Below are 24,712 nucleotides of genomic sequence, written 5' to 3' on the forward strand. Positions count from 1 at the left end.
AGCTTCGCTGGGCAAACAAACAAAAAGAGATGCAAACTGCATCTCTTTAGCTAGGGATGAGGCGATCCTGTCGATCACCGTGCGTTAAAACTATAGCTTACGTAGCACGATCATGAGGTATAGCCCCCCTATCAACGAAGCAATGATCCCAGCCGGCATTTCTTGCGGATACAACCATTGTCGTCCGAGCCAATCGGCAAACAGCATCAATCCCATGCCAATCAACCCGGCGGTGACCATATGCGCCCGGGCATTTTTCGCCCCCCAGCTACGCGCAATGTGCGGGGCCATCAGCCCGACAAAACTGAGCGGCCCCACCACCAAGGTGGCACTGACAGTCATCACCGCAACGAGGGCCAGCAACAGCATGCGGGCACGCCCTACCTTAACCCCCAACGATTGAGCCGTTTCACCACCGAGCGGCAAAATATCGAGCCAACGCTGGCACATTAATCCTAGCGCCACCAGCACGGCAGCAACCAAGGCCAGTGTGGTCACCGTACTGTCAGTCACATAGTAGGTTGAACCTGAAATCCACGCGAGCACTTGATACGCGCGAGGATCGCCACCTGCCATCAAGAAGCTTTGTACCGCTTGCATCAGTGCGGCTATGGCGACGCCAGTGAGCAACACCTTTTCTGGTTGGAAGCCGGTTTTGCGATTAAGCAGCACAATCAACGCCAAGGTCGCCCCCGCACCGATTAGACCGCCGATATATAAGCTCAGCATAGATGCGCCCATGCCCGCAAAAATGGTGACAATCAGTCCCAGCGCCGTACCAGCACTGATCCCCATCACTTCAGGGCTCGCCATCGGGTTAGCACTCAAACGCTGAAGCACGGCACCGGCAACAGCAAGCACACCACCCGCCAATGCCGCGGCCAGCAAGCGTGGCAAGCGCCATTCCAACAAGGACCAATCGCCGCTGAGCGCCAGCCACTGCCAGCCCTCACTTTGACGCGATACAGTGGCAAAAATCACCACCCCCAACACCAGTAACATCAACGTTCGGCCTAGTGGCCAATCCTGACGTGGTGCGGACGTCCCGGCATGCATTTGTTGGCGTTGACGATTCCCCAGTGACACCCGTGGTAACAACCACAAAAGAAGAGGCGCTCCCAACGCTGCCGTCGCCGCCCCCGTGGGCACCATCATTGCACGGCGGCCGGGTAACAGTTGGACAGCCAAATCGGTGGCTGCCAACATCAAGGCACCTAAAATCATCGCCAAGCTCAAACGGGTGATAAGCTTACGTGCGCCACATAAACGCGCAATCGCGGGCGCGGCGAGACCGACAAAGCCAATCACGCCAATCAAGCTAACTACCCACGCGGTCAGAAGCACCGATAGCCCTAGAGCAATCACACGGATTTTCGCCAGTGATACGCCCAAGCTTTTCGCCCCTTCATCCGAAAGACTCAAGACGTTAAGCGGCTTTAATAAGGCAAGGATCAACACGACCGCCAATCCAATACGCGGCAGTAAGGCTTGCACACTGTGCCAGTCGGTTTGCACCATCGAGCCCGCGCCCCACACCATCATGCCGTGTAGCGCTTCTTGATTCATTAACAGCAGCACGGTGCTGAGCGCGCCGCAGTAAAGGTTTAAAATCAACCCCGCGATCACCACTACGGTGGGCGATAGGCCGCGTCGCCATGCTAGCGCAAAGACCACCAGCATGGTCAGCACTCCGCCAGACATCGCCACCATCGCACTCGACCAAGTCAGTAGCCAAGGAGCATAAAGTGTCGCAAGCATCAGCGCCAAGCTAGCGCCATTCGCCACCCCCAGCGTCGAGGGCGAGGCCAAAGGGTTTCGCAGCACTTGTTGCATCAAGGTACCGGCCAGCCCCAAACACGCCCCCGCCAGCAATGCGGTGACCAAGCGCGGCCACCAGGTTAAATGCATCACAACGCCAATCGACGCACTGTCATCCAGCGACCAAAGCGACTGCCAGAGCATGGATGCATTCACATTCCACTGCTCCAACTGAGTAGAGGCGAGGCTTAACAGTGCCGCCAGTAACGCCAAGGGCACCCATAACAGGTTCAGTTTCATGCCTGCCCTCCTTGGTCGATCAATGCCGCGGTCACAAGGCGGGCAAAGCGTAACGCCGATGGAATCGCCCCAAAGCTCCATACCGGATCAATCATCAATGGCGTATGCCCCGTGCGTTTAACCAAATATTGCCAAAACATATTGGTCTGAAGAGTTTGCTCGACGCCCGCGGGGAGTGGGCGCACAATCACTAGTTGCGCATCAAGGTCTAGCAGCTCGCGGGTGGAGACCATGCTAAACCCCCAACTGTTGGTGGTATTTTGCCACGCGTTGCTGAGCCCCAATTCACTGATAGCGGCGTGATACAAGCTGTTCGTCCCAAACACCCGCACATGATTGGCATCCAGAAACTGGATCATCAAAAGCGGTGGCTGTTCGACGGGAATGGTATCGCGCAAGCTCGCTAACTGCTGTTTCGCATTAGCAATCAGGGTTTCACCGGCCTCAGGACGGTTGGCCTCACGTGCAATTTGCCGCGTCACGGTTTTGAGCGACGCCCAGCTTAGGCCGCTTTCATACAGAGGAATTGAGCTGACCGGCGCAATGGTGCTTAGCTTGGGCTTCATTGCCTTAAAAATGGGCGAGATCAGAATTTTATCGGGGTGAAGCTCGGCCAAACGCTCCATGTTGGGCTGGGTGCGAAGCCCAATATCGACGGTTTTTTCTGGAATGGGCGGGGCTTTCACCCACGAATTGTAATCCGCCTTTTGCGCGACCGCGACGGGCGTCACCCCTAAGGCCAACAAGGTTTCAGTTTGGGTCCAATCCAGCGAAAGAATACGAGGCGATGCGCTGACGCTCGCTGACATCATGGCCGCGGTCAGCCAGACCACAAGCGTCAAAAAAGAGGACTTGATCATACCGGCGATAACTCCCCCGGCATAGCAACCGCATAGCCGGCGGTATGATCGGCAATCGGCATTTCAATGCCATAAATCGATTTGAGGGCCGACTCTTGAAACACATCGCTAACCGCACCTTGAGTCAGGACTTGCCCGCTGTGCAGCGCGACAATCTCATCACAAAAACGCGCTGCCATATTAATGTCGTGCACCACAATAATGATGGACTTATCCAGCTCTCGGCTAAGTTTACGCACCAAGGTCATCACTTCAACTTGGTGGGCCACATCCAGTGCAGATAGCGGCTCATCGAGCAGTAAATAACGCGTTTGCTGTGCCAGCAGCATCGCAATCCACAGCCGTTGGCGCTCGCCGCCTGATAAGGTATCGACCAAGCGCTCGGCATAACCCTGAGTACCAGTGAGCGCCATTGCCTCGTTGATCGCTTGGTGATCGGCTTTGGTCAACCGCCCCAGCAAGCCATGCCAAGGATAGCGACCAAAACTGACCAACTCATACCCAGTTAAGTTATCGGTTGCCGGTAAATGCTGTGGTAAATACGCCACCTCGCGCGCAAAGGCTTTTTCCGACCATTTTGATAAGGGTTTTTGGTCTAATGCGATCTGCCCGCTGCTGGTTGCCTGTTGCTGCGCTAACAGCTTTATCAACGTCGACTTGCCCGACCCATTGTGTCCGACTAACGCACAGATTTTTCCCGGCGTAAACGACAAGCTCACCTTATCGAGTAACACTTTTCCGTTGACGGCAAACGCAACGTCCTTTGCCTCTAACATATCCCGATCCTACTTCTGCAAACACAAGCGCGTGGCACTTGCCCGTTATCTCTGAGAGCGGTAATTTTCCGATGCTTAAAAGGCAAATGCAAACCATTTTGATTTCGCTTTGTACGCTTAGCGCTTGTTAATGAGAGAAATTAGACCTCAACCAAGTCACTATTAGGGATCCAAGCGTCATTCAGCCTCGTATCGCCAAGGGTGAATAAAAGTTTGTTGTTACGACTGTCGAGAGCCCTATGTCCGCGCCCATCAGCCTTGTGTGGCTAAAACGCGATTTACGCCTGCGGGATCATGCCCCTTTACAAGCTGCCATTGCCGCGGGGCGTCCCTTAGTGATTTTGTACCTGTTTGAGCCATTGCTGCTTAACGATCCGCACCATAGCGAGCGCCATTGGCGATTTGTCTGGCAATCGCTTTGCGATCTTAATCAGCAGCTGGCGCCGTTTGACGGGCAGGTCACTATTTGCCAAGGTGAAGCACTCGCCATTTTCGACGCCATCCACCAGCAACGGGCAATTGGCGCGGTGTACAGCCATCAAGAAATTGGCGTCGACGCGACATTTTCTCGAGATAAAGCGGTGGCGAAATGGCTAGCAAGCCATCAGATCCCTTGGCATGAATTTCCCACTGGGGCGGTGATCCGCGGCGCGAAAAGTCGGGTTGATTGGGACGCAGAGTGGCAAAAAGTGATGCGTGCCCCTCTTGCCGACCCCGATTGGCAACAAGCGCGCTGGCTAGACACATCACTCACGCTACCCGCGCTCGATCACCACAATTGGGATTCTCCTGCGCCACGCTTTCAGCCCGGCGGGCCGAGTTGGGCGTATAAAACCTTGCAGTCTTTTTTCCGCGAGCGTGGGCAAACTTATCAGCGCCACATCTCTAAACCGCTCGCCAGCCGCAAAAGCTGTACGCGACTGTCGCCCTATCTTGCTTGGGGTAACATCAGCTTGCGCGAGATGTATCAAATCACCCTCCTCCATTGGCAAAAAAAGGGTTGGCGGCGTGCGCTGGTCGCTATGGTGTCGCGTTTGCATTGGCACTGTCATTTTATGCAGAAATTTGAAAGCGAGCACCACATGGAGCATCGCCCCGTTAATCGCGGCTACTTACATTTTGAGTACGCGAACGGTCCGCAGAACGATGCGCATCTGCTCGCATGGCAACAAGGCTATACCGGTTATCCGCTCGTCGATGCCTGTATGCGTTGCCTGCACGCCACCGGCTATATCAACTTTCGTATGCGGGCGATGCTGGTCAGTTTTTTAACTCACCATCTACTGATTGATTGGCGGCGTGGTGTGCATCATTTGGCGCAGCTATTTCTCGATTTTGAGCCCGGTATTCATTACCCCCAATTTCAAATGCAGGCTGGCGTGACGGGCGCCAATACCCTGCGCATTTATAACCCAGTGAAACAATCGCAGGAGCAAGATCCCGAGGGGGCATTTATTCGTGAATGGTTGCCCGAGCTTTCTCCCTTGCCCGACAGTTTGATCCATACCCCGTGGCAAATGACCGACATGGAAGCGATGATGTACGGGGTGGTGCTTGGTGAAGACTACCCGAGACCCATTGTCGATATCGAACAAACTGGCAAACGTGCGCGTGATATTTTATGGTCGTTTCGTCAACAAGACGCGGTTCGTATCGAAAAAGCACGGATACTCGCCACCCATGTGCGTCCAAGCAGCCCGGAGCAAACAAATAGCCCGCGGCGCGCAGACAAGCGCACTAAAAAATCACGTTTACCTGCCACTCAATCCCCTGGAGGCAACCCAGATGGCGCATAAAAAGCCGCACCTTCCCACCAAGGTATGTTTGACGTGCGAACGCCCCTTTACGTGGCGTAAAAAGTGGGCGCGCTGTTGGGACGACGTTAGGTATTGCTCTGACCGTTGCCGTCGCGAAGGTCGTCGCCATGCGCGAGCGGCGACGCACTGAACGCATCTAAAAGCGAATTCAATTTCGGATGTACCCACTGACGTTTAATCGATACCGCATAAAACGGCTCATACACACTCGGCAGTAAGGCGTAGCGGGTGAGCATACCGCTATCTAGTTCATCACGAACCACCACTTCAGGCATCACCGCCAACGCATCATTGTCGCGGGTTAATAGGCGCAGCATTGCCATATCATTGGCTTCTGCCATGATGTAAGGCTTGAGTTGATACTGCGCCGAGATAGCATCAAACCCCGAGCGAATCGGGTTATCGCCATAAGGTAACACCCACGCTTGGTGCTGGTAGCTGGCGTCTAAGGTGGGCGATAAGGCTTTACCCGGCCAACCAATCACAGCTACCGGCTGGCGAGCCAATTGCTGATACTGCCAAATCTGTTTATTGGTACCCCGCACCGCAATATTGGTTAGCGCCAAATCTAACTGGTGATCAGACAGCGCATGGAGCAAGCCGGTTTGATCCATCGACTGCAACACATAACGGCACTCCCGTTGATTGACCAGTGGCTGAATAAACTGCTCGATAAAGTTCCGCGACATGGTCGATAAGGTGCCAATGCGAATCGTGGCACTGGACAGCGCCCCGCCGCTGGATAGCAACTGCTCTAACTCTTCCCCCTGTCGGAATATCTCTTCGGCATAGTTCATCGCTTGATAGCCACTTTCGGTCAACGTCAATGTACGACCTTGCCGCTCAAACAATTGCACCTGCATCGCCTGTTCAAGCTGTTTGATTTGCGACGACAGCGCCGACTGCGAAATATGCAGCTGACGGGCGGTCTGGGTCAGGTTGCCGTGGCGCGCTACCTGCCAGAAATAATACAAATGATGGTAGTTGAGTCGGCTCATCGTTCTCTAAAACAGAATGAAAAGTGATTTATTATGTATTTTACTTAACTGTAGTAAGTTTTCACAATGTATCGCATAACTATTGCTGTGAGGTAAGTCATGTTATCCCTATTTCTCGTCACTCCGCTCAAACTGGTGCTGCTCGCACTGGTTGCTCTTCTTGGCGGTGTTATATGGCGATACAGTGCCACTGCGTTTGCGGGCGAAGCCGACAAACACCGTTTTCTTTCATCCTTACTGCTCACCTTATCAGCAGTCTTGTTAGTTTTAGTCAGTAATCACCTGTTGCTGTTTTGGCTCGCTTGGGTGGCAGTTAGCCTCTCATTGGGTCGGTTAATTCTTTTCTATCCGCATCGGCCTCGCGCCCAACTCGCGGCACACAAAAAAATGCTGCTCGCCCGCTTTAGCGAATTGCTACTCGGTGGCGCATTTTTACTGTTGTTTTTCCACTACCAAACCGCACAGATTGACCAATTGATGTTTCAAGTCAGCCAGCAGCCTCACACGCTGACTGTAAGCATCGCCGCCTTTATGTTGGTGGGCGTGGCGATTATCAAGTGCGCTCAACTGCCCTTGCACGGCTGGTTGATTCAAGTGGTGGAAGCGCCAACGCCTGTCTCTGCCTTATTGCACGCCGGTATTGTGAATCTTGGCGGGATCTTATTGATGCTATTCGCGCCAGTGCTCGCGGCAAGCCCCAGTGCCAGCCTTGCCCTGCTGGTTATCGCAGGCATCAGTACGCTGGTGGCGGGACTGGTGAGCCTGACACGCGTGAGCATTAAGGTAAAACTGGCGTGGTCGACCGTCGCACAAATGGGTTTGATGTTAGTCGAAATCGCCCTAGGGCTTTACGAGTTGGCACTGCTGCACTTGCTGGCGCACTCTTTCTACAAGGCGTTTTCTTTCCTCAACAGCGGCAATGGCGTGAATCATTGGCTCGCCACCCAACTGGCTGACGCCTCAGTTCCGCGTCGCTGCCATTGGCTTGCCGCGATGGCCACCGCCGCCGGTTTGATTGTCGCCGTACATCTAAGTGTTGGTATTTTAAATAGTTTGGCCGCCGGTTGGTTGCTGTGGATGGCGATGACCATGCTGCTATTACCGGCCTTTACCCGCCCAGGCGCTGCTCGCCCGACACGCGTGCTGCTCAGTAGCATGTTTGCCCTTGGCCTGCTTGGGCTCTACGCCGCCATTAAACATAGCTTGATTGTGTTTGTCGCGGGCGGAAATGCCACCTATTTATTTGCCGATGCCTTTGCGCTGGTGCTGTTTATCGCGCTATTTGCTCTGTCATTGGCGGTCCAGTACTGGCCTCACAAAGCGTGGGTCAACCGCCTGTTTATTTGGCTGAACGCCGGGGCTTACCTTGATGAGTGGGCGACGCGCCTAACACTCAAATGGTGGCCGAGTGCTTCTTTAATCCAACTACAAACGACCCAATGGCAACCGCATAAGGAGACGCGTTAATGATTGCGAAAACGCCCAACGTATCTGTACACCCAGAGCCCCTCAATGTGAGCGATTTTCGCGATGCCACCCAGCAAGCAGTCGCAGCGATTGCGCCAAGCTGGCCGTTGGATCAAATGATTGCAGTGAACCCATGGTGGACGCAACGCTTTACCCCCATTGAGCAAGTCTTTGCCGAACAAGCGGTGTTAAGTGGCCACTGTCCGCTAATGCCGTCGGCGTACTATCTGTCGCATTGGCAATCGCCTATTAGTGAGGCACATCTTGCCGAGGCCATCTCAACCTCTGGCAGCGCACTGACGGTCAGTGATTGTCTGCGTGCGCTGCGTAGTCATAGCAGTGACCTCCCGCGTTGGAAGCCATTGGCTGAGTTGTGTGACCGCACTCGAGAAGCACAAGAAGGCTTATCGTGGCAGCAAGAAATCCAGCAGCAAGTGAGCCAGTTTCTCGCGCTTTATCACCAATACCCACAACGCTTTGATGCCCAAGGCCAAGGCGGTGAGCACCTTTATCAATGCTGGTTGGATGTGGTGAGCCAAGATAAAGGCATTAAAACCCTCACAGGCGTGGATTTGCTCGCCGATTTCGCCGCTCTGCCCACCCAAATGGATGCACTGATCGCTGAAGCGGCCACCTTTTGGCAACCGATCCTTCACGACCAAGACGGTAACTTGGCCTATTGCCACGCGCTGATGCATGGTTTATCAGGTTGGGCAAGCTGGCAGGCTTGGTTAGATTGGCAGCAAGAGCTCAGTGACAGTGAACAGCAAGAACATGGCATGGGCCTATTCGCGATTTTACTTGCTTGGGATACAGTGCTGGCACGTTGGCTTGCTAAACACCGTGAAACAGCGTGGACAAGCATTCGTCAGTCCATGCACCATCAAGCGGTGAATGTGCGTCATTGGTATCACCAAGCACAACAACAGCTCGCGCCACTGTGGATTTGGCAACAAGCGCTAGAAATTAGTCAGCAGCGCCCTTGGGCACACGCCTTGTCCGCGCAGGCCAGTGTCGACACCCTCGCCACCTCACCCACGTTGCAAGCTGTGTTTTGTATCGATGTGCGTTCTGAACCGATGCGCCGCGCATTAGAATCGCAATCCGAACGAATTCAAACCCTTGGCTTTGCCGGCTTTTTTGGCTTGCCGATCGCTTATCAGCCCACCGATAGCCATATTCACCGCCCACAACTGCCCGGCTTACTGGCACCGGCGGTCACCGCCTCACAAACCCATGCTACCCCCGAACGCTGGTTACGAATGACCAAGCTCGGCTGGCAGCGCAGTCTCGATGCGCCTGCCGCCAATTTAGGGATGGTCGAAGCCGGTGGCATGCTGAAGCTAGTGAGCCTATTAAAACGCGCATTACGCATTTCTGGCACCGAAAACCCGCTAAATCGACTCAGCCATACTGACAGTGATTGGGCGCTCACCCGTGACAATACGCCGTTAAGCGCAGCAGAAAAGGCAGAGCTAGGCGCTGGTATCTTGCGAGCAATGGGCATTGCAGACCAACTGGCCGATGCCGTCTTGTTGGTGGGTCACGGCAGTGAAACCTGTAACAACCCTCATGCAGCAGGGCTTGACTGTGGTGCTTGCGGTGGACAAACCGGCGAGGTAAATGTCCGCGTACTTGCACAGCTTCTTAACGATGCCGACGTACGTGATGCCATGGCACAGCAAGGCGTGACGATTCCCGCCAGTACCCGTTTTTATGCCGCCATGCACAACACCACCACCGACGCACTGGATGTCTTTCACGCCCCCGAGCATGCCGAGTGGCAAACTTGGCTGGCCGCTGCGAGCGAACAAGCACGTGCAACCCGCGCCAACCAGTTTGATCAAACACCAACCCAGCCATCTAAACTCAAACGATTCTTTGCTACACGGGCCAAAGACTGGGCACAAATGCGTCCTGAGTGGGGACTGTGTGACAACGCCGCGTTAATCGTGGGCCCGCGCACCCTGTCTCGACAGATTAATTTGCAAGGTCGCAGCTTTTTACACGACTACGACATGCATAAAGACCGTGACTTTAGTCAGCTTGAAACCATCCTCACCGCGCCCATGGTGGTGACCAATTGGATCAATCTGCAGTACTTTGCTTCCGTCACCGCACCGGAAAAATTCGGCAGCGGAAACAAACTGCTCCACAACATCGTGGGTGGCCACATTGGGGTGTTTGAAGGGAATGGTGGCGACTTACGAATTGGCTTATCGCATCAATCCGTGCACGATGGTCGTCGATATCGCCACCAGCCAGTGCGATTAAGCGTATTTATCGCTGCCCCTCGGGAGGCAATTGATAGTATACTTGCACGCCATGACGATATAGCCGCGCTGGCGAATCACGGCTGGCTGTACTTGATGCAAATTGATGCGCAGGGTGCAGTATGGCAACGCGATCGCTCGGGTCAGTGGTATCACCTGAACGTAGCAACATAAAACGGAGCATGTCGTTGAAAACGCAACTTCTCTCAGCGCAGTGTTCAACGGACCTAACACAAGCCGCCGAGCTACTGAAAGCCGGCGAACAAGTCGCGGTGCCCACAGAAACCGTGTACGGTTTGGCAGCGGATGCCAGCAATCCAGACGCCGTCGCGGGCATTTTTACCGCCAAAGGGCGACCCGCCAATCATCCTTTGATTGTTCATCTCGGTGACGTCGCATCGATCACCGAGTGGGCAACGCAGATCCCGGATGAAGCATATAAGCTGGCTAATGCCTTTTGGCCTGGGCCGATGACGCTGCTGCTGCCACGAGCCGAGCATGTTTCACCGGTAGTCACGGGTGGATTAGATACCATTGGGCTTCGCGTGCCCGCGCAACCTGTGTTGTTGGACCTGCTTACCACTCACCAACTTGCCGTTGCCGCCCCGTCTGCGAACCCGTATAAAAAGCTCAGCCCCACCACGGCAGAGCAGGTGATGCATGGTTTAGGCGGAAAAATAGCCGCAGTGATTGATGGCGGCCCTTGCCAACATGGGCTGGAGTCGACCATTGTCGATCTTACCAAGCGTCCATTCCGCGTACTTCGCGCCGGTCCAATCACCGCCAGCGAGCTGAGCGCCGTGCTGGGTGAAACGGTCGACGCCCCCGAGCAGCACGACACCGTGGTGCCCGGCAATGTGGGAAGCCATTACCAACCCAACACCCGGTTGCAGATGGTGGCTGCGGACTTGTCTGATCTCCCTGCGCCCCAGCCTGAAAAACGCGCGGCTTTGCTTCACTTTGGCGAAGCCCCGACACGGGATGATCTGGTCTGCATTGCCATGCCGGATGACGCCGCACGCTATGGGCAAGCGTTATATCACCAACTCGCCCAAGCCGACCAACTGGGCGTCGACGAAATCTGGCTCGCCCAGCCCCCTCATGGCGAAGCATGGCTAGCCGTGCATGATCGCCTGCGCCGCGCCGTTAGCTAGTTTTTGACGCACGCATTCGCATAAAGCTTGCCGTTGCGCTGGCACACACAGTGTCTGCAACGGTAAGCGTTGCCTCCAACTGACTCATTCCGTGTTTCGCTTTCACACACCAAGCACGAATCTCAGCCTCAACCGCAATGGGCACTGGATGGTGATAGCGAATATTAAGTGACGCTGTCACACTTTGCGGAGCAAATAAGAAGGTACAATGGGTGAATGCTGCATCTAAAAGCGTGGCAATCACCCCACCGTGCAGCTGATCTTGATACCCTTGCCAAGCGCTTTCTAACCATACTTCTGCGCTCACTGCAGTTTCATCGTCTTGGTAAAATCTAAGATTAAACAGCCCATTGTCACTGCAAGCCACACACTGATGATGCGACCGTGGCGGCATCACACGTAATTCAGTCATGGCAACCGCAACCCTGTCCACTATCGCGACCGTCTTTACCTTGCCTCCTGCCACATCCGCGATGCGCAGAACCTAACCCACTGCGTTTAGAACCACACCCGCACATTCGATCAGCACGACACGCTCCTTTCGGTGGCTGGGATTGCTGCTTCATTCGCTGCAACGCAGGTCGTCCTTGACTGGCATCCGTAAGCGGTTGCCAGTACGCAGGCGACAGCCACTGGGTGGGATTTAAGCGACCATTGGTTAACTGATACACATGTAAGCCAGCATCAAGTAATCCCGCTAACGCATGCTCACCAATATGACGAGTCACCACACGTGTTACTTGATTGGCTTTCAGCATCGCTATCAAGGCGTTTTTGGCACCACAACCCTCCGTTACACGTGGGTTGGCGAATTGAGCGAGTGCTTGGCCATCGTCGTCAAACAGCGCAAAGTGTTCGGCCTTCATAAAATGCCCCGCCGGGCGGTCTTGGGTCATCGCAATAGCAATTGTCATCTTCCGTTCTCTCTTCATTAAAATAGCATATGCCAAAAATACGCCTCATTTATGGCATATGCAATAAATTAGACTAAAAGCGATAAAGAATATTGCATATGCTTGACATATGCTGCACAAAAATTAGACTAAAAAGAGATTAAGCACACGCCTGCCGACCGAGGACCCTATGAGAACAATATCCATTTTTAAAAATGGCAAGAACCAAGCGGTACGCTTGCCAAAGGATTTTGAGTTTGACGGTGTTAATGAGCTTGAAATTCATAAAGAGGGGGATGTCATCACCTTACGCCCAGCTCGACCAAGTTGGCTCTCATTTGGCGAGCTCGAAAAGGCTGATAGTGATTTCATGACCCATCGCGAGGAACTGATCAAAGATGAGGGGCGGTTCAACTTTGACTAATAAAATCAAATACATGCTTGATACATGTATTTGTTCATTCATTATGAGAGAGCAACCCAAAGCGGTGTTGAAAAAGCTTCACACTGTTGTCGGCAATCAACATCGCATTGTTATCTCAGCCATTACCTATCAAGAAATGCAATACGGGTTGTTAGGAAAAAAGCATCACCAAAACATGCCGTGCTTGTTGATGCTTTTCTTCAGCGAATCGATGAGATTTTACCTTGGGATAAAGCCGCCGTTGACGCGACAACTGCAGTTAAGCGCAACCTAATGAATAAAGGCAAAGGCACCCCTATTGGCGGAAACGACACCGCGATTGCCGGGCACGCCATTGCGACTGGTTGTGTGCTAGTCACAAACAATACGAGGGAGTTTCAGCGTGTTGAAGGACTGAAACTTGAAGATTGGGCTTAATAGTACTGACGTAACGACGGCTCATGTCGAATTACTCTTCTGACTCAAACACCAGTGCTTTGCCTTCTACGAGGCAGGCGGTGGTTTTGGCGCGGGCGCGTTTAACTAGGTTGGCTAACGTTTGACGAGATACGCCCATGACTTCCGCCGCTTGCAGTTGCTGCATCCCTTGATGATCAACTAGGCGCATGGCTTCGAACTCATCCAAACCTATGGTCACCGTCTCTAGCTCACTAAGTGGAATGGCGTTGGGTTTAAAACAGTTGGTATGCGGTTTCCCGCAAATACGGCGGGGCATTTTAGGACGCGGCATAGGGTCTCCTTTTTTGCCTATGCTAAGTGAGTTTTTTGCTTATGCCAACAAAAAGGGATGCCAGCGCATCCCTTTTCTATTTATTGCTATGGACAGTGACTTAGACTGCCACGTTATACGCCGTACGTTACACGTCGTACGTAGTAGACGCGGTGTTACCGCCGGTGCCTGTCCAGTTGGTGTGGAAGAATTCACCACGAGGCTGATCAAGGCGCTCATAGGTGTGCGCACCAAAATAGTCACGCTGAGCTTGCAGCAGGTTCGCAGGCAGACGTGCCGTGGTGTAGCCATCCAAGAAGGTCAGCGCGGATGTGGTACATGGCATTGGGATACCGGTTTCCATCGATTTCGCCGCCACTTTACGCCATGCCGCCAAGCAGTTATCCAAGATCCCTTTAAAGTACGCATCTGAGCCCAAGAAGGCCAAGTTAGGATCTTTATCAAACGCATCGCGGATATTACCCAAGAAGGCTGAGCGGATAATACAGCCACCGCGCCACATCAATGCGACGTTACCGTAGTTCAGATCCCAGCCATTCTCATTAGACGCTTCACGCATCAGCATAAAGCCTTGCGCGTAAGAGATAATTTTTGACGCCAGCAGCGCTTGACGCAGCGCATCAACCCACTCGGCTTTATCGCCTTCAACCGGCTGGATGTGTTTTTCAAACAGCTTCTCTGCCGCGACACGCTGATCTTTAAGTGCCGACAAGCAACGTGAGAAGACCGACTCAGAAATCAGGGTCAGCGGAATGCCAAGATCCAGCGCGTTGATGCCAGTCCATTTGCCGGTGCCTTTTTGGCCCGCGGTGTCGAGAATTTTCTCAACCAATGGCTCACCGTCTTGGTCTTTATAGCCCAAAATGTCTGCGGTGATTTCAATTAAGTAGCTATCTAGCTCGGTTTTGTTCCAGTCGGTAAACACCTGCTGCATCTCGTCATGGCTCATGCCAAGGCCGTCTTTCATGAACTGGTACGCTTCGGTGATCAGCTGCATGTCGCCATACTCGATACCGTTGTGCACCATTTTCACAAAGTGACCGGCACCATCACGTCCAACCCAATCACAGCATGGCTCACCAGCGTCGGTTTTCGCGGCGATGCCTTGGAAGATAGGTTTAACAGCTGGCCACGCTTCTTCAGAGCCACCCGGCATGATAGACGGTCCAAAGCGGGCACCCTCTTCACCGCCAGACACACCGGCACCGATAAAGTGAATGCCTTTTTCACGCAGTGCTGCCACGCGACGGTTGGTATCTGGGTAGTTGGTGTTACCGCCATCGATAATGATGTCGCCTTCGTCAAGCAGTGGCGTCAGTTTGTCGATAAAGGTATCCACGACGGCACCTGCGCGAACCATCAGCATCACTTTGCGCGGCTTTTCGAGCTTCTCAACCAGCTCTTCTAACGAGTATGCGCCAACAATGTTGGTGCCCTTCGCTGGGCCTTCTAGAAACTCATCCACTTTGGCCGCGGTACGGTTATGCGCCACCACCTTAAAGCCGTTGTCGTTCATGTTAAGGATCAGGTTTTGGCCCATGACTGCCAAACCAATTACGCCGATATCACCTTTCATCGTGCTCTCCATTAATTCTGTTCTGGTAATTTTTTTGCTGCCGCGGCATCGAGTACCCATTCCGTAGTGCCTTTGGCACTGCGGATATTGGCGGCAGGGTATGGCAGTTGGGTAGGCTCGTGTGTGGCGATCTCATGCACGATCGCTTGTTTGCCTTCACCCAACACCAGATAACTGATTTTCTTCGCCGCACGCAGCACACGGGCGGTTTTTGATACACGCTTTTGACCCGATTCAGGATGCGAAGCCACCAGCGCGAGCGCGGTATTGTCATACTGAGGATCGTGCGGGAACAGCGAGGCCGTATGGCCATCGCCACCGACGCCCAGCAAGATCCAATCAAACACAGGTGTGCCGTTTTCGCTTGGGATCAAGGCTTGCATTTCCGCACTAAAGCGCGCCGCTTCCATGTCCGGGTCATCTTCACCACGAATACGGTGAATGTTCTCTTCCGGAATGCGAATGTGGCTAAACAGCAGCTTATTGGCTTCACCAAAGTTACTCTCGGTATCATCCGGTGCTACACAGCGCTCATCGCCCCACCAAAAATGCAGGTTTTGCCACTGAATCGCATTGGCATAGTCGTCACTGGCTAAACGCTTAAACAGCATTTTGGGCGTGCTGCCGCCAGAAAGCGAAATGTGTACAGCACGATCTTGCTCACTGAGTGCTTGCATCGTGTCCGCTAAATGATTGACCACCGCGTCGGCATCATCAAAAACTCGGGCATTTATCATAATTCGCAGTATTCCGTGTCAGTCAGGTTTTTGCAGGGAAAGCGCCAAGCATGGCCATCACGCTCAAGCAACTGATCCGCTTCTTTCGGTCCCCATGTTCCGCAGGCATAGCCAAACAAGGCTTTGTCATTTTCTTTGTACTGCAGAATAGGCTCAACAAACTGCCAACAAGCTTCTACCGCATCACTGCGCGCAAACAAGGTGGCATCGCCTTTAAGGGCATCCAGCAACAAGCGCTCGTACGCGGTCAGCATCTGGGTTTCTTCCAGTGATGCGTAATGGAAGTCCATGTTCACGGCTTTCGCATTAAAGCCGGCGCCCGGCTCTTTAAGGCCAAAGCTCATTTGAATGCCTTCGTCGGGCTGAATACGGATCACCAAACGGTTCTCAGGGGCATTTTTGCCGAACACAGGGTGCGGAGTCTGTTTAAAATGGATCACCACTTCGGTCACGCGGGTTGGCAAGCGTTTACCGGTGCGCACATAAAAAGGCACCCCATTCCAACGCCAGTTGTTGATAAACATCTTCAGGCCAACATAAGTCTCAGTGCGCGAGTCTTCCGCAACCCCCGGCTCATTGCGATAACCCGGTAACGCGTTCCCACCCACTAATGATTCCGTATACTGACCGAGCACCAAGTTATTGGTCAGATCATCATCAGACAGTGGTTCGAGTGATTGCAGTGCTTTAAACACCTCATCACGCATGGCGTCAGCATTGATTTGTGCCGGCGGCTCCATCGCTACAAGTGCAAGCACTTGCAGCAAGTGATTTTGGAACATATCGCGCACTGCACCTGATTGGTCGTAGTAGCCACCGCGGCCTTCTACACCCAGATGCTCCGCACCGGTGATCTCTACATAATCGATAAAGTTACGGTTCCAAAGCGGTTCAAACATCGCGTTGGAGAAACGGAAAACCAGCAGGTTTTGTACTGTTTCTTTGCCTAGGTAATGATCAATGCGGTAAATCTGATGTTCGGCAAAGTGGGCGTGAATGTCTTTGTCGAGCTGGCGCGCGGAGGCTAAGTCATAACCAAATGGCTTTTCGACCACCAAGCGTTTCCATCCGGTGCTCTCGTCATTGAGACCATGTTCAGCCAAGCTGGCAGGAATCGAATTGTAAAGCTTTGGTGGCGTGGCAAGATAAAACAGCGTGTTCCGCTGGGTGAAGCCATACTGAGCGGCCAACGCATCTAACCGCTCGGTTAGGTGGTGGTATTCGTGAGTATCCGAGATATTAAATGACTGATAGTGCACATGCGCCATAAAGGCGTCGAGTGTAGCAGGATCGGTCTTCTCTAGCTCCTGCATAGAGTGACGCAACTTGTCGCGAAATGACTCGTCACTGTAGAAGGTGCGGCTTGCGCCTAGAATTGCGAAAGACGCAGGCAGCTGTTTGTTCGCATACAAATGATACAGGGCTGGGATCAGCTTACGGAAGGTCAGATCGCCAGATGCACCAAAAATAACAATGCTGCTGTTTTCTGGAATTACCATCATCTTTCCTTTGATAATAAAGGTACTGCATGTGATTTGCGCCACAAATTAGCAGCGCTATGGCCAAATTGGTAATTGGCGCTACCTATTGATGCCATCGTTGTAACCACTGAATCTGGCGGCTGTTCCTTGTTCATCCCTACATTGAGAACTCAGCATTCCCAGCCAGTGTGCTACAAAGGCGGTCTAGTCTAGCACTTTCTTACTCAATAAGCTTTACCCTAACTGGTATGACATGGTCGAGTGTCCATCTGCTGAGCAGCGTCACACAGCTGTTGGATCAGTGCCTCGACTTTCTCATGCCGCGCATTACGCAGGGTATATAAACCGACGTTACCCGTTTTGTTGGGCTGGGTTGTCAGCACGCTCACGCCCTGACTGGCAAGGTATGTGTGGGCTTTGCTGGTATAAGGCATCACTGCTTGCGTGTCGTGCAATAGATCGATACTGGCGCTCAGTGCATCGACATCAAACACCACGGTATGCGCACAGGTGACAGGCGTAATCGGGTTAGCAAGCAAATGCGCATGCCGGGCATGATCAGGCGTGACACGCATCAGAGGCCAATCATTTAAACGCTGAGGATCGATGCGGGTCGATGTGTCTGCGAGTAGCGGATGGTTATCAGCCACATAGTAGCTTTCCGCGTCCTGAAACAAGGGCATAAAGCGCACTTGCTGGCTCGCAACCAGATCGTCAATTTCATGACCGATAAACACATCCACATCGCCACTGAGCAGCGATGCCATCAGTGCCAAGCGATTACCAAATTCGATGTGGACCGCACACTGGCGCTCAGCTTGATAATCAAGTACTGCCGGTTTAACAAACAAAGGCCACCACGCCTCCCCAGTGCCAAGCTTTATTTGTCCCGCTTCACGCGCTTGCAAAGCATGAAGCTGGGCATGAAGCCGTTGTCGCGCAGCATGCTGTGCGGTGGCATGCTGATAATAAAGCTCTCCCGCGGGGGTCATACTGACGCCACGAGGATGGCGCACCAATAGCTGACATGCGAGACGTTGCTCAAGCTTTTGGATCTGTGCCGTCAAGGAAGGTTGGCTGATCCCTAACTGTAACGCGGCCGCTTTAATACCACCTGCCTCAACCACTGCAATAAAGTAGCCAGCAACTTTTTCTACATCCATACCGCACTCACTCACAATTTAGCGGCTTACTTTATAGCCTAATAGGGATACACGATTCAATGATACCGCAGATTTTTAATCTATTGGCATCTTATCTATAGCCAATAGGTTATATCAATAAGCGTCACGCCTATTTTTCTTGGCATCGATCGCGCGCTAGGCTGTTTGCCACATCTCAAGCTGAGGCTTTGAGGATTTTTATTGTCGATAAGAGGTAATCGGTATGCAGAACGCTTGGTGGCATGATGCCGTTGTTTATCAAATCTACCCTCGCAGTTTTTACGACACCAATGGTGATGGCATTGGCGATCTTAATGGAATTATCGAGAAACTCGATTACTTACATTGGCTCGGCGTCAATGTGTTATGGCTATCACCGGTGTATCAATCGCCGATGGATGACAATGGCTACGACATTTCCGATTACTGCGCGATCGCGCCTGAATTTGGCACCATGGAAGACATGACGCGCTTGATTGATAAAGCCGGCGCGCTCGGCATCAAAATCGTGATGGATTTGGTCGTCAATCACACCTCCGACGAACACCCTTGGTTCCAAGCTGCGCTTCAAGACAAAAAAAGTCCCTATCGCGACTTTTACATTTGGCGCGATGCCAAACCCGATGGCAGCGCACCCGATGATCAAGGCTCAATTTTTGGTGGCAGTGCATGGCAATGGGAGCCAAACACCGAGCAATATTACTTTCACTTGTTCTCCAAACGTCAGCCCGATCTCAATTGGGAAAACCCCGCCGTCCATGACGCCGTGCATAAAATGATGAACTGGTGGATCGACAAAGGCATTGGCGGATTCCGCCTCGATGTGATTGATTTAATTGGTAAGGAAATCGACAAAGGCATTACCGGCAACGGGCCGCGCCTTCACCCTCTGCTACAGGCAATGAATCGAGCCACGTTTGGCGACAAAGACTTGCTCACCGTCGGCGAAACATGGGGCGCAACGCCGGAGATCGCCAAACTTTATAGCGCACCGGAACGCAATGAACTCTCCATGGTGTTCCAATTTGAACATATTACCGCTACCTGGAAAGATGGCGATAAATGGCAGCCCGTACCGCTGGATGTCGCCGCCCTCAAACAGGTACTGTTCAAATGGCAACAAGAGCTGGCCGATAGCGGTTGGAACTCACTATTTTGGAACAACCACGATTTGCCGCGCGCCGTATCCAAATTTGGTCACGACGGCCAATACCGAACCCGCTCGGCAAAAATGCTCGCCACAACCTTACACTTGATGAAAGGCACGCCCTATATCTACCAAGGGGAAGAGATTGCGATGACCAATGTCGCCTTCCCGTCTATCGACGATTATCAAGACATCGAAACCCGCAATTTTTACGACTTGCGTGTTGCAGAAGGCGTTGATCCAGACACCATGATGGAGGCGGTCTACCAAAACAGTCGCGATAACGCCCGTACCCCAATGCAATGGGAGAACGCACCGCAGGCAGGCTTTACCCAAGGAACACCATGGTTACCGGTTAATCCTAACTACACCACCATCAATGTGGCACGGGCCACTGAAAATAGCGGCTCTGTACTTTATCACTACCGTGAACTGATCAAGCTCCGCAAGCAATACCCAGTGATCGTACACGGCCAGTTTGCGCCTGTGGAAGAATCACACCCTAATGTGATGGCTTACGAGCGCTTCGACGATACCCACCGCATTTTGGTAGTCAGCAACTTTAGTGAGGAAAAACAAACCATCACCCTCCCCACACACTGGCTCGATAAGGCCTTAACCTGCCTTAGCTACAATATGGATCCGGTCAAACAGTTAAGCACCACCTACAAACTAGCCCCTTACGAGTCGTTTGCGGTGATGCAGTAGCAAGGGCGTTTAGTTGCCGATATCATCACGCGCCTGCAGATAGCTGCAGGCGCCCAGCCAAAGGCGACTCACCCCTCTTACACGCCATAAACGACGTCTACCGAAGCCATTAATACATATACCCGAGCCAATCCATATGGCCTACAGGCCATGATTTGTCTTTCATCGGTTTTACATACAATTCATCGACATATTCGACCGCAACGCCATAATTTGTATGTTCATGGATGCGTAGCCAAGAGGCATGTGACTCGACAAGCTGAAAGCCATTAGCCACATAAAAATCGTGCACCTCAGAGATAAGAATAATGAAATCAACGTCCTTATCTCTGGCATAGTCAGCCAGTTGCGCCAGCATACTCGAGCCAATCCCTTTTCTCTGCCAAGCGCTGTCGATGCAAAAATCACTCACCCCTAATACTTTGTATACGTCGCCACCGACATTCACTGCCCTATAATCCAACCCCATATAACCAATCAGTTGATTATCTTGGTATTGTAATGCCCGCATGTGGAGAAGCTGCTTATAGTAAGAACGGGCAACTTGATGGTCAGGAAATGCCTTGTTTCTAAGGGCTTGAATAGCCTCATGCTGCGCGTTCGACACTTCGATTTCTGGGAGAATTTCCATGTTTAAGCTATTGATAATAAATCCATTTATTCAATTATTAATCAAGTCGATATATTAATATGGTTCCAATCATGTTGGCTCATAGGTCACGGGGAAATGTGCTTTGATTCACACAATAAAAATGGCGGCTTCTACGTAAAGTAAAAGCCGCCATTTCGTAACAACCTCGATTAGCGCTCGATGATAACCAGATCGATACGGCGTAAATCTTCATCTCCCGGCGTATGTCGGTATCCCATTGCCGACATTACAACCGTTTCCTTCGCTGGTTCAACAGCAAGGCTTTTCTCGCCTTCTTGTGGATCTTTAATGCTCTTGATGTAGAAAACACCGAGACTTTGACCTGAGTTACCACCGATAAGGTCAATATCGAGTTCGCCATGGTGTCCGGTTTTTGCAATGACTTTAAAGGTTCGCTCGTGCCCCTCAGGTATTACTTGGTTATTGATGGAAGCGCCATCTTCTTCTACCCACGAGTCACGCGTCACTTGGGTGGTGATCGACTGTTGGGTAAAGTTCTTGATAGTTACATTGGCTGGACTTGACATGTTTATCTCCTATAAATCTTTAATCTTCATCGATATGCCTAGTATTCTGGCAATTGACACGATCAAAGCACTTATAGGCGTATCCCTAACGCCCTATACGCCAACCGCTAAGTACTGGTCATCTCAAGTTAAGACCCAAGAGCAACAACAAGCAAGATTTGCCTATAAAAAAATACATTGTCATGACATATCACTTAGGACTGCTGAATAGTCATAAGCTGTTAGGTCACCATCAATCGATACAAATACGCGTCACTCGCCCCATACTGAATCCGTTTGATTCTTTGAAAACCCTGTTTCTCGTAAAACCGCTGCGCGCCGACACTGAACGTGGGAGTTTCTAGTTCAATCACTTCTCCCGGCAGTACGTGTGCCTTAAGAAATTCGAGTACCATCTGACCCATCCCTCGTCCTTGATAATCTGGGGCAATAAACAGCCTTATCAACTGGAGGATGCCGGATTGATATAAAAAGTAAAACCCGCCCACTCGCTGACTGTTTTGCTTAATCACATAATATTGGTAACAGCTTGCGGCGTATCGTTGATGATCATAACTATCGTAACCAGGCGGTCCCGAGCCACAAAGCGCGCGGTCAGGTGCAAATGCGCGTATTTGCAGCCGTACGAGTTCATGCATGTCACACTCATTCGCCTTTTCGATCAAGCACACGTCATCACTCACTTCTTTCATCATACCAAGCAGCTGTGGTCACGCCTCTTTGCAATCACGAATGGGACTCATGGTTGCTCTATCTGCTTAAAGTTGAAATTCAATAGCTGAGATTTACTGATTGGCGTGCTCGATTCAGCAAAGAAAACGTGTCGCGCTCCCGCCCCTAGTGTCGCTTCGCGGAAAGCACGTACCTCAACATTAGTAATCCCACCTTCAATTTTCTCGATAAATTGAACAATCGCCAGTGGGAATATAGCAAACTTTCGGGTCGCTTTTCCCAGTTAACCTGAGCGCATATTGATCTAATTCGCTTTGCTGTTCTCCCATCATCCAACCCCCACCGCCTAACGCGACAATATGTTTATCCATGACATGGCCTGATTATTGACTAAAGTTCCCTATGTATTAAAAAGTATCAAGGAAAGAAGTGACATCTTCCCTTCGCGTAAAATGAAATTTTACACCAACAAATTTTTCGAATAATTGGCGATGATAGCTGTGTGAGCTCTTTGATTTTCTAGAATAATACTCGGAGGCCCATTGGATTAACGCTTGAAAGTTGTTTTTCGCTAACTCAGCATTCGTTTCTTCGCTAACATTTTGACCTCTTAAACGTAACGATTCTTCGCATTTGGTCCAGTCTATATCAATAAAAATCAATGTATCAGCAAACTCAAGTAACTCTTCAACGAGCGCACCAAAAAAACACCTTCGACAACCCAAGAATCCTCTGATGATAATTGTTTTAAATCGTCATCAATAAATTTTGTTGGCCGTTTATTGCTATATCCACCTGGCTCCCAATAAAAAGTGTCTAGGTTAACGTCTCTAGCACCAACCTTGGCTGACAGCCGAGCTGATAGCCAACTCTTCCCAGCCCCTGAGTTACCTATTATGACAACTCTTTTCATACACGGTTATCCATTTAATTGTAGCCACATAAAAAGGAAAAACGACAAATACTTCCCGATGTAATCCATCTTAAAATATTTGTCGTCAATGCTATTATTCCCTTGGGTCCGGGATGGTTTTAAAGGTAGCGTCGAAAACCTTGTTGTCACCCTCAGAGAGCTTTAACTGATAACTAAGTGATTTTTCATAAAACTCTATAGCTTGGGCTCGTTCTCCTGTGATCAATAGTGAATGACTTAATACCGCATTCGTGAATGCTTGAATCCAATTCGCACCTTGTCCGTCAAAGTAGGAAAATGCCGTTTTCGCAAATTGAATACACAGAGGAGAATCATTGATACAAAGTGCTCTTGCTATTGCTAAATTGGCAAGTTCAATATTCTCTTGGGTTCCTACTTCTGACCAATGATACAGAGAGGAAAATGCAACATTTAAAAGCTTTTTCTTCTCTTCTTGGCTCAGGTCTGACTCCGATAACGACCAAAATTCATTGTTGCTTTCAATTGCGAAGTATCGGTTAAAGGGAGAGATTTCTTCACTATTTGGCTTTGCCATAAACATCCTTATTAATATAAGTGATATAATTATAACCCATCCAATGCTTAGCAATAGATGGTAACAATATACACTTCATAGTTATTAATCACACTTCAGAAGCATATACACAAACTTCTCTTTCCTGTCCTTGTATACGATTCGATTCCCTACCTATGTATGTGATACCCAATTTTTTAATCACAGACCTTGAGCGCGAATTTCCAACTAGATGTGTCACTTTTAAGCGCTTCAATCCATAGTGTTTTTTAGCAGATTCTATTAAACAACGTGATGCTTCTGTGGCATAACCTTTTCCCCAGTAAGGGATACCCAACCAATAACCAAGCAGGCCAGTACCCTCCTCCAATTTTGGAAAGCTCACCGCCCCAATCAGTTCCAGCGTGGTTTTTAACGTGATGGCATAAACCACACCTTGACCACTTAAAAACAACGACTCGTGGGTTCGTATCCAACTTTCGGCATCAGAAATATTATATGGATGGGGGATATTTGCGGTCATTTCCGATACTTTCTTTTCCCCAACCAGTTCGGCGACACGTTCCGCATCATTGAGAGAAAACGGCCTCAATATTAACCTGTCACTTTCAAAAATTTTTTGCACTATTCCTCCTTAAAAAATGAAACGAGCCTTATAAAAGGTCAAAGCACATGATTTCTTAATGAAATTTAATTGTCCAAATAGATTTAAACTTAAAGGTTACTATTGAAATTCGTCACCCTGATTTTTTAAGGTTTTATGCCCGCATCTTGTACAAACTTCATATCGATCGATTAAGTCCAACGATGCACCAATAGGACTAGCAACACCACCAAAGAAACCGTCGAGAAAAGCCTTAAACTGTTCTTTTTTACTTTTCCCATATTTGGAAGGCTTTTGCTTTATGATTTCTTTATGCTCAGTTTCTTGTCCACATTTCTCACAAAACATACTATTCATTCTGATTCCTCAACACTTCTGCACCTTTATTCACTTTTCGATGCGTCTCATCGCTCCATCCAGCCACGTTCATTTTTAAGCTTAGTGAATATATTCCGTCGTCTTTTTAACTTGATTTATAGGCTGGCTTACTCAGATCGTCGATGCCTGCTCAATAAAACTGGTTCAAATCGGCGTTGTTGATCAAATC

25 protein-coding genes are annotated in these 24,712 nt (G+C 50.9%); 8 read left to right on the forward strand and 17 right to left on the reverse strand.

All coding sequences use genetic code 11. The features are described from left to right. Nucleotides 1–90: 90 nt before the first annotated feature. Genes fhuB through BGK46_RS11410 form a run of 3 tightly spaced genes read right to left on the reverse strand, consistent with a single transcriptional unit; the run spans nt 91 to nt 3,694 of the window. The gene (gene fhuB / locus BGK46_RS11400) at nt 91–2,058 is read right to left on the reverse strand and encodes a Fe(3+)-hydroxamate ABC transporter permease FhuB (protein ID WP_069589401.1); all 1,968 of its coding nucleotides are present in this window, start codon (nt 2,056–2,058) and stop codon (nt 91–93) included. Then, complete coding sequence (locus BGK46_RS11405) at nt 2,055–2,918, reverse strand: iron-siderophore ABC transporter substrate-binding protein (protein WP_084781419.1); 864 nt, start codon at nt 2,916–2,918, stop codon at nt 2,055–2,057. Before BGK46_RS11405 ends, fhuB begins: the two co-directional genes overlap by 4 nt. After that, nucleotides 2,915–3,694, reverse strand: a complete 780-nt coding sequence (locus BGK46_RS11410; protein WP_069589404.1) for an ABC transporter ATP-binding protein — start codon at nt 3,692–3,694, stop codon at nt 2,915–2,917. Before BGK46_RS11410 ends, BGK46_RS11405 begins: the two co-directional genes overlap by 4 nt. Nucleotides 3,695–3,933: 239 nt before the next feature. Between BGK46_RS11410 and BGK46_RS11415 the strand changes: the two genes are divergently transcribed. Together BGK46_RS11415 and BGK46_RS17185 are read left to right on the forward strand one after the other, a co-directional pair. After that, a complete protein-coding gene (locus BGK46_RS11415; protein WP_069589406.1) occupies nt 3,934–5,490 on the forward strand; it encodes an FAD-binding domain-containing protein in 1,557 nt (518 codons plus the stop codon). After that, a complete protein-coding gene (locus BGK46_RS17185; RefSeq protein ID WP_077640842.1) occupies nt 5,480–5,641 on the forward strand; it encodes a DUF2256 domain-containing protein in 162 nt (53 codons plus the stop codon). Before BGK46_RS11415 ends, BGK46_RS17185 begins: the two co-directional genes overlap by 11 nt. Here BGK46_RS17185 and BGK46_RS11420 read toward each other — a convergent pair. Continuing rightward, nucleotides 5,577–6,509: a LysR family transcriptional regulator gene (locus tag BGK46_RS11420; protein ID WP_069589407.1), complete on the reverse strand. Its 933-nt coding sequence runs from the start codon at nt 6,507–6,509 to the stop codon at nt 5,577–5,579. The genes BGK46_RS17185 and BGK46_RS11420 overlap by 65 nt on opposite strands. 99 nt (nt 6,510–6,608) lie before the next feature. Between BGK46_RS11420 and BGK46_RS11425 the strand changes: the two genes are divergently transcribed. The 3 genes from BGK46_RS11425 to BGK46_RS11435 are packed head-to-tail and all read left to right on the forward strand — an operon-like array spanning nt 6,609 to nt 11,403. Next, nucleotides 6,609–7,976 carry an NADH-quinone oxidoreductase subunit L gene (locus tag BGK46_RS11425; protein WP_069589408.1) on the forward strand — a complete coding sequence of 456 codons (1,368 nt, stop codon included), beginning with the start codon at nt 6,609–6,611 and terminating at the stop codon, nt 7,974–7,976. After that, complete coding sequence (locus tag BGK46_RS11430) at nt 7,976–10,423, forward strand: DUF2309 domain-containing protein (protein WP_069589409.1); 2,448 nt, start codon at nt 7,976–7,978, stop codon at nt 10,421–10,423. The genes BGK46_RS11425 and BGK46_RS11430 overlap by 1 nt, the downstream gene beginning before the upstream one ends. Before the next feature lie 8 nt (nt 10,424–10,431). Further along, nucleotides 10,432–11,403: an L-threonylcarbamoyladenylate synthase gene (locus tag BGK46_RS11435; protein ID WP_139130769.1), complete on the forward strand. Its 972-nt coding sequence runs from the start codon at nt 10,432–10,434 to the stop codon at nt 11,401–11,403. Here the strand turns inward: BGK46_RS11435 and BGK46_RS11440 are convergent. Beyond that, a complete protein-coding gene (locus tag BGK46_RS11440; protein WP_084781421.1) occupies nt 11,396–11,815 on the reverse strand; it encodes a PaaI family thioesterase in 420 nt (139 codons plus the stop codon). The two genes, BGK46_RS11435 and BGK46_RS11440, sit on opposite strands and share 8 nt — an antisense overlap. Then, nucleotides 11,808–12,317 carry a NifB/NifX family molybdenum-iron cluster-binding protein gene (locus BGK46_RS11445; RefSeq protein WP_069589411.1) on the reverse strand — a complete coding sequence of 170 codons (510 nt, stop codon included), beginning with the start codon at nt 12,315–12,317 and terminating at the stop codon, nt 11,808–11,810. Before BGK46_RS11445 ends, BGK46_RS11440 begins: the two co-directional genes overlap by 8 nt. Nucleotides 12,318–12,486: 169 nt before the next feature. On the opposite strand from BGK46_RS11445, the gene vapB reads away from it, so the two are divergent. Both vapB and BGK46_RS11455 read left to right on the forward strand, forming a co-directional pair. After that, nucleotides 12,487–12,720 carry a type II toxin-antitoxin system VapB family antitoxin gene (gene vapB, locus BGK46_RS11450; RefSeq protein WP_069363032.1) on the forward strand — a complete coding sequence of 78 codons (234 nt, stop codon included), beginning with the start codon at nt 12,487–12,489 and terminating at the stop codon, nt 12,718–12,720. 24 nt (nt 12,721–12,744) lie between these two features. Beyond that, nucleotides 12,745–13,137, forward strand: coding sequence for a hypothetical protein (locus tag BGK46_RS11455; protein ID WP_217492737.1), 393 nt, complete (start codon nt 12,745–12,747; stop codon nt 13,135–13,137). A gap of 31 nt (nt 13,138–13,168) precedes the next feature. Here BGK46_RS11455 and BGK46_RS11460 read toward each other — a convergent pair whose 3' ends face one another. From BGK46_RS11460 to BGK46_RS11480, 5 genes are all read right to left on the reverse strand, one after another. Continuing rightward, the gene (locus tag BGK46_RS11460; protein WP_021023566.1) at nt 13,169–13,450 is read right to left on the reverse strand and encodes a DUF134 domain-containing protein; all 282 of its coding nucleotides are present in this window, start codon (nt 13,448–13,450) and stop codon (nt 13,169–13,171) included. Nucleotides 13,451–13,577: 127 nt separating this feature from the next. After that, nucleotides 13,578–15,026 carry a decarboxylating NADP(+)-dependent phosphogluconate dehydrogenase gene (gene gnd / locus BGK46_RS11465; protein WP_069589412.1) on the reverse strand — a complete coding sequence of 483 codons (1,449 nt, stop codon included), beginning with the start codon at nt 15,024–15,026 and terminating at the stop codon, nt 13,578–13,580. Nucleotides 15,027–15,037: 11 nt separating this feature from the next. Then, nucleotides 15,038–15,763: a 6-phosphogluconolactonase gene (pgl, locus tag BGK46_RS11470; RefSeq protein ID WP_069589413.1), complete on the reverse strand. Its 726-nt coding sequence runs from the start codon at nt 15,761–15,763 to the stop codon at nt 15,038–15,040. Then, nucleotides 15,760–17,262, reverse strand: a complete 1,503-nt coding sequence (zwf, locus tag BGK46_RS11475) for a glucose-6-phosphate dehydrogenase (RefSeq protein ID WP_069589414.1) — start codon at nt 17,260–17,262, stop codon at nt 15,760–15,762. The genes pgl and zwf overlap by 4 nt, the downstream gene beginning before the upstream one ends. A 221-nt stretch (nt 17,263–17,483) precedes the next feature. After that, on the reverse strand, nt 17,484–18,407 hold the full coding sequence (locus BGK46_RS11480; protein WP_069589416.1) for a LysR family transcriptional regulator: 924 nt from the start codon (nt 18,405–18,407) through the stop codon (nt 17,484–17,486). Between the two features lie 223 nt (nt 18,408–18,630). Between BGK46_RS11480 and BGK46_RS11485 the strand changes: the two genes are divergently transcribed. Next, nucleotides 18,631–20,262, forward strand: coding sequence for a glycoside hydrolase family 13 protein (locus BGK46_RS11485; protein ID WP_069589417.1), 1,632 nt, complete (start codon nt 18,631–18,633; stop codon nt 20,260–20,262). A 109-nt stretch (nt 20,263–20,371) separates the two neighbouring features. Here the strand turns inward: BGK46_RS11485 and BGK46_RS11490 are convergent, their stop codons facing one another. The 6 genes from BGK46_RS11490 to BGK46_RS11525 form a co-directional block, all read right to left on the reverse strand. Then, complete coding sequence (locus tag BGK46_RS11490; protein WP_069589418.1) at nt 20,372–20,893, reverse strand: GNAT family N-acetyltransferase; 522 nt, start codon at nt 20,891–20,893, stop codon at nt 20,372–20,374. Nucleotides 20,894–21,063: 170 nt separating this feature from the next. After that, complete coding sequence (locus BGK46_RS11495; protein ID WP_069589419.1) at nt 21,064–21,441, reverse strand: hypothetical protein; 378 nt, start codon at nt 21,439–21,441, stop codon at nt 21,064–21,066. A 221-nt stretch (nt 21,442–21,662) separates the two neighbouring features. Further along, the gene (locus BGK46_RS11505; RefSeq protein ID WP_244323574.1) at nt 21,663–22,079 is read right to left on the reverse strand and encodes a GNAT family N-acetyltransferase; all 417 of its coding nucleotides are present in this window, start codon (nt 22,077–22,079) and stop codon (nt 21,663–21,665) included. A gap of 1,041 nt (nt 22,080–23,120) precedes the next feature. Continuing rightward, nucleotides 23,121–23,582 carry a hypothetical protein gene (locus BGK46_RS11515; protein ID WP_069589422.1) on the reverse strand — a complete coding sequence of 154 codons (462 nt, stop codon included), beginning with the start codon at nt 23,580–23,582 and terminating at the stop codon, nt 23,121–23,123. A gap of 88 nt (nt 23,583–23,670) precedes the next feature. Then, nucleotides 23,671–24,186 (reverse strand): GNAT family N-acetyltransferase, encoded by a 516-nt coding sequence (locus BGK46_RS11520; protein ID WP_069589423.1) that lies wholly within the window; start codon nt 24,184–24,186, stop codon nt 23,671–23,673. Between the two features lie 99 nt (nt 24,187–24,285). Continuing rightward, entirely contained in the window at nt 24,286–24,522 is a 237-nt protein-coding gene (locus BGK46_RS11525; RefSeq protein WP_069589425.1) for a hypothetical protein, read from the reverse strand. Between the last annotated feature and the right edge of the window lie 190 nt (nt 24,523–24,712).

It is taken from the genome of Salinivibrio sp. SS2, from assembly GCF_001722075.1.
Classification (GTDB): Bacteria; Pseudomonadota; Gammaproteobacteria; order Enterobacterales; family Vibrionaceae; genus Salinivibrio; species Salinivibrio proteolyticus.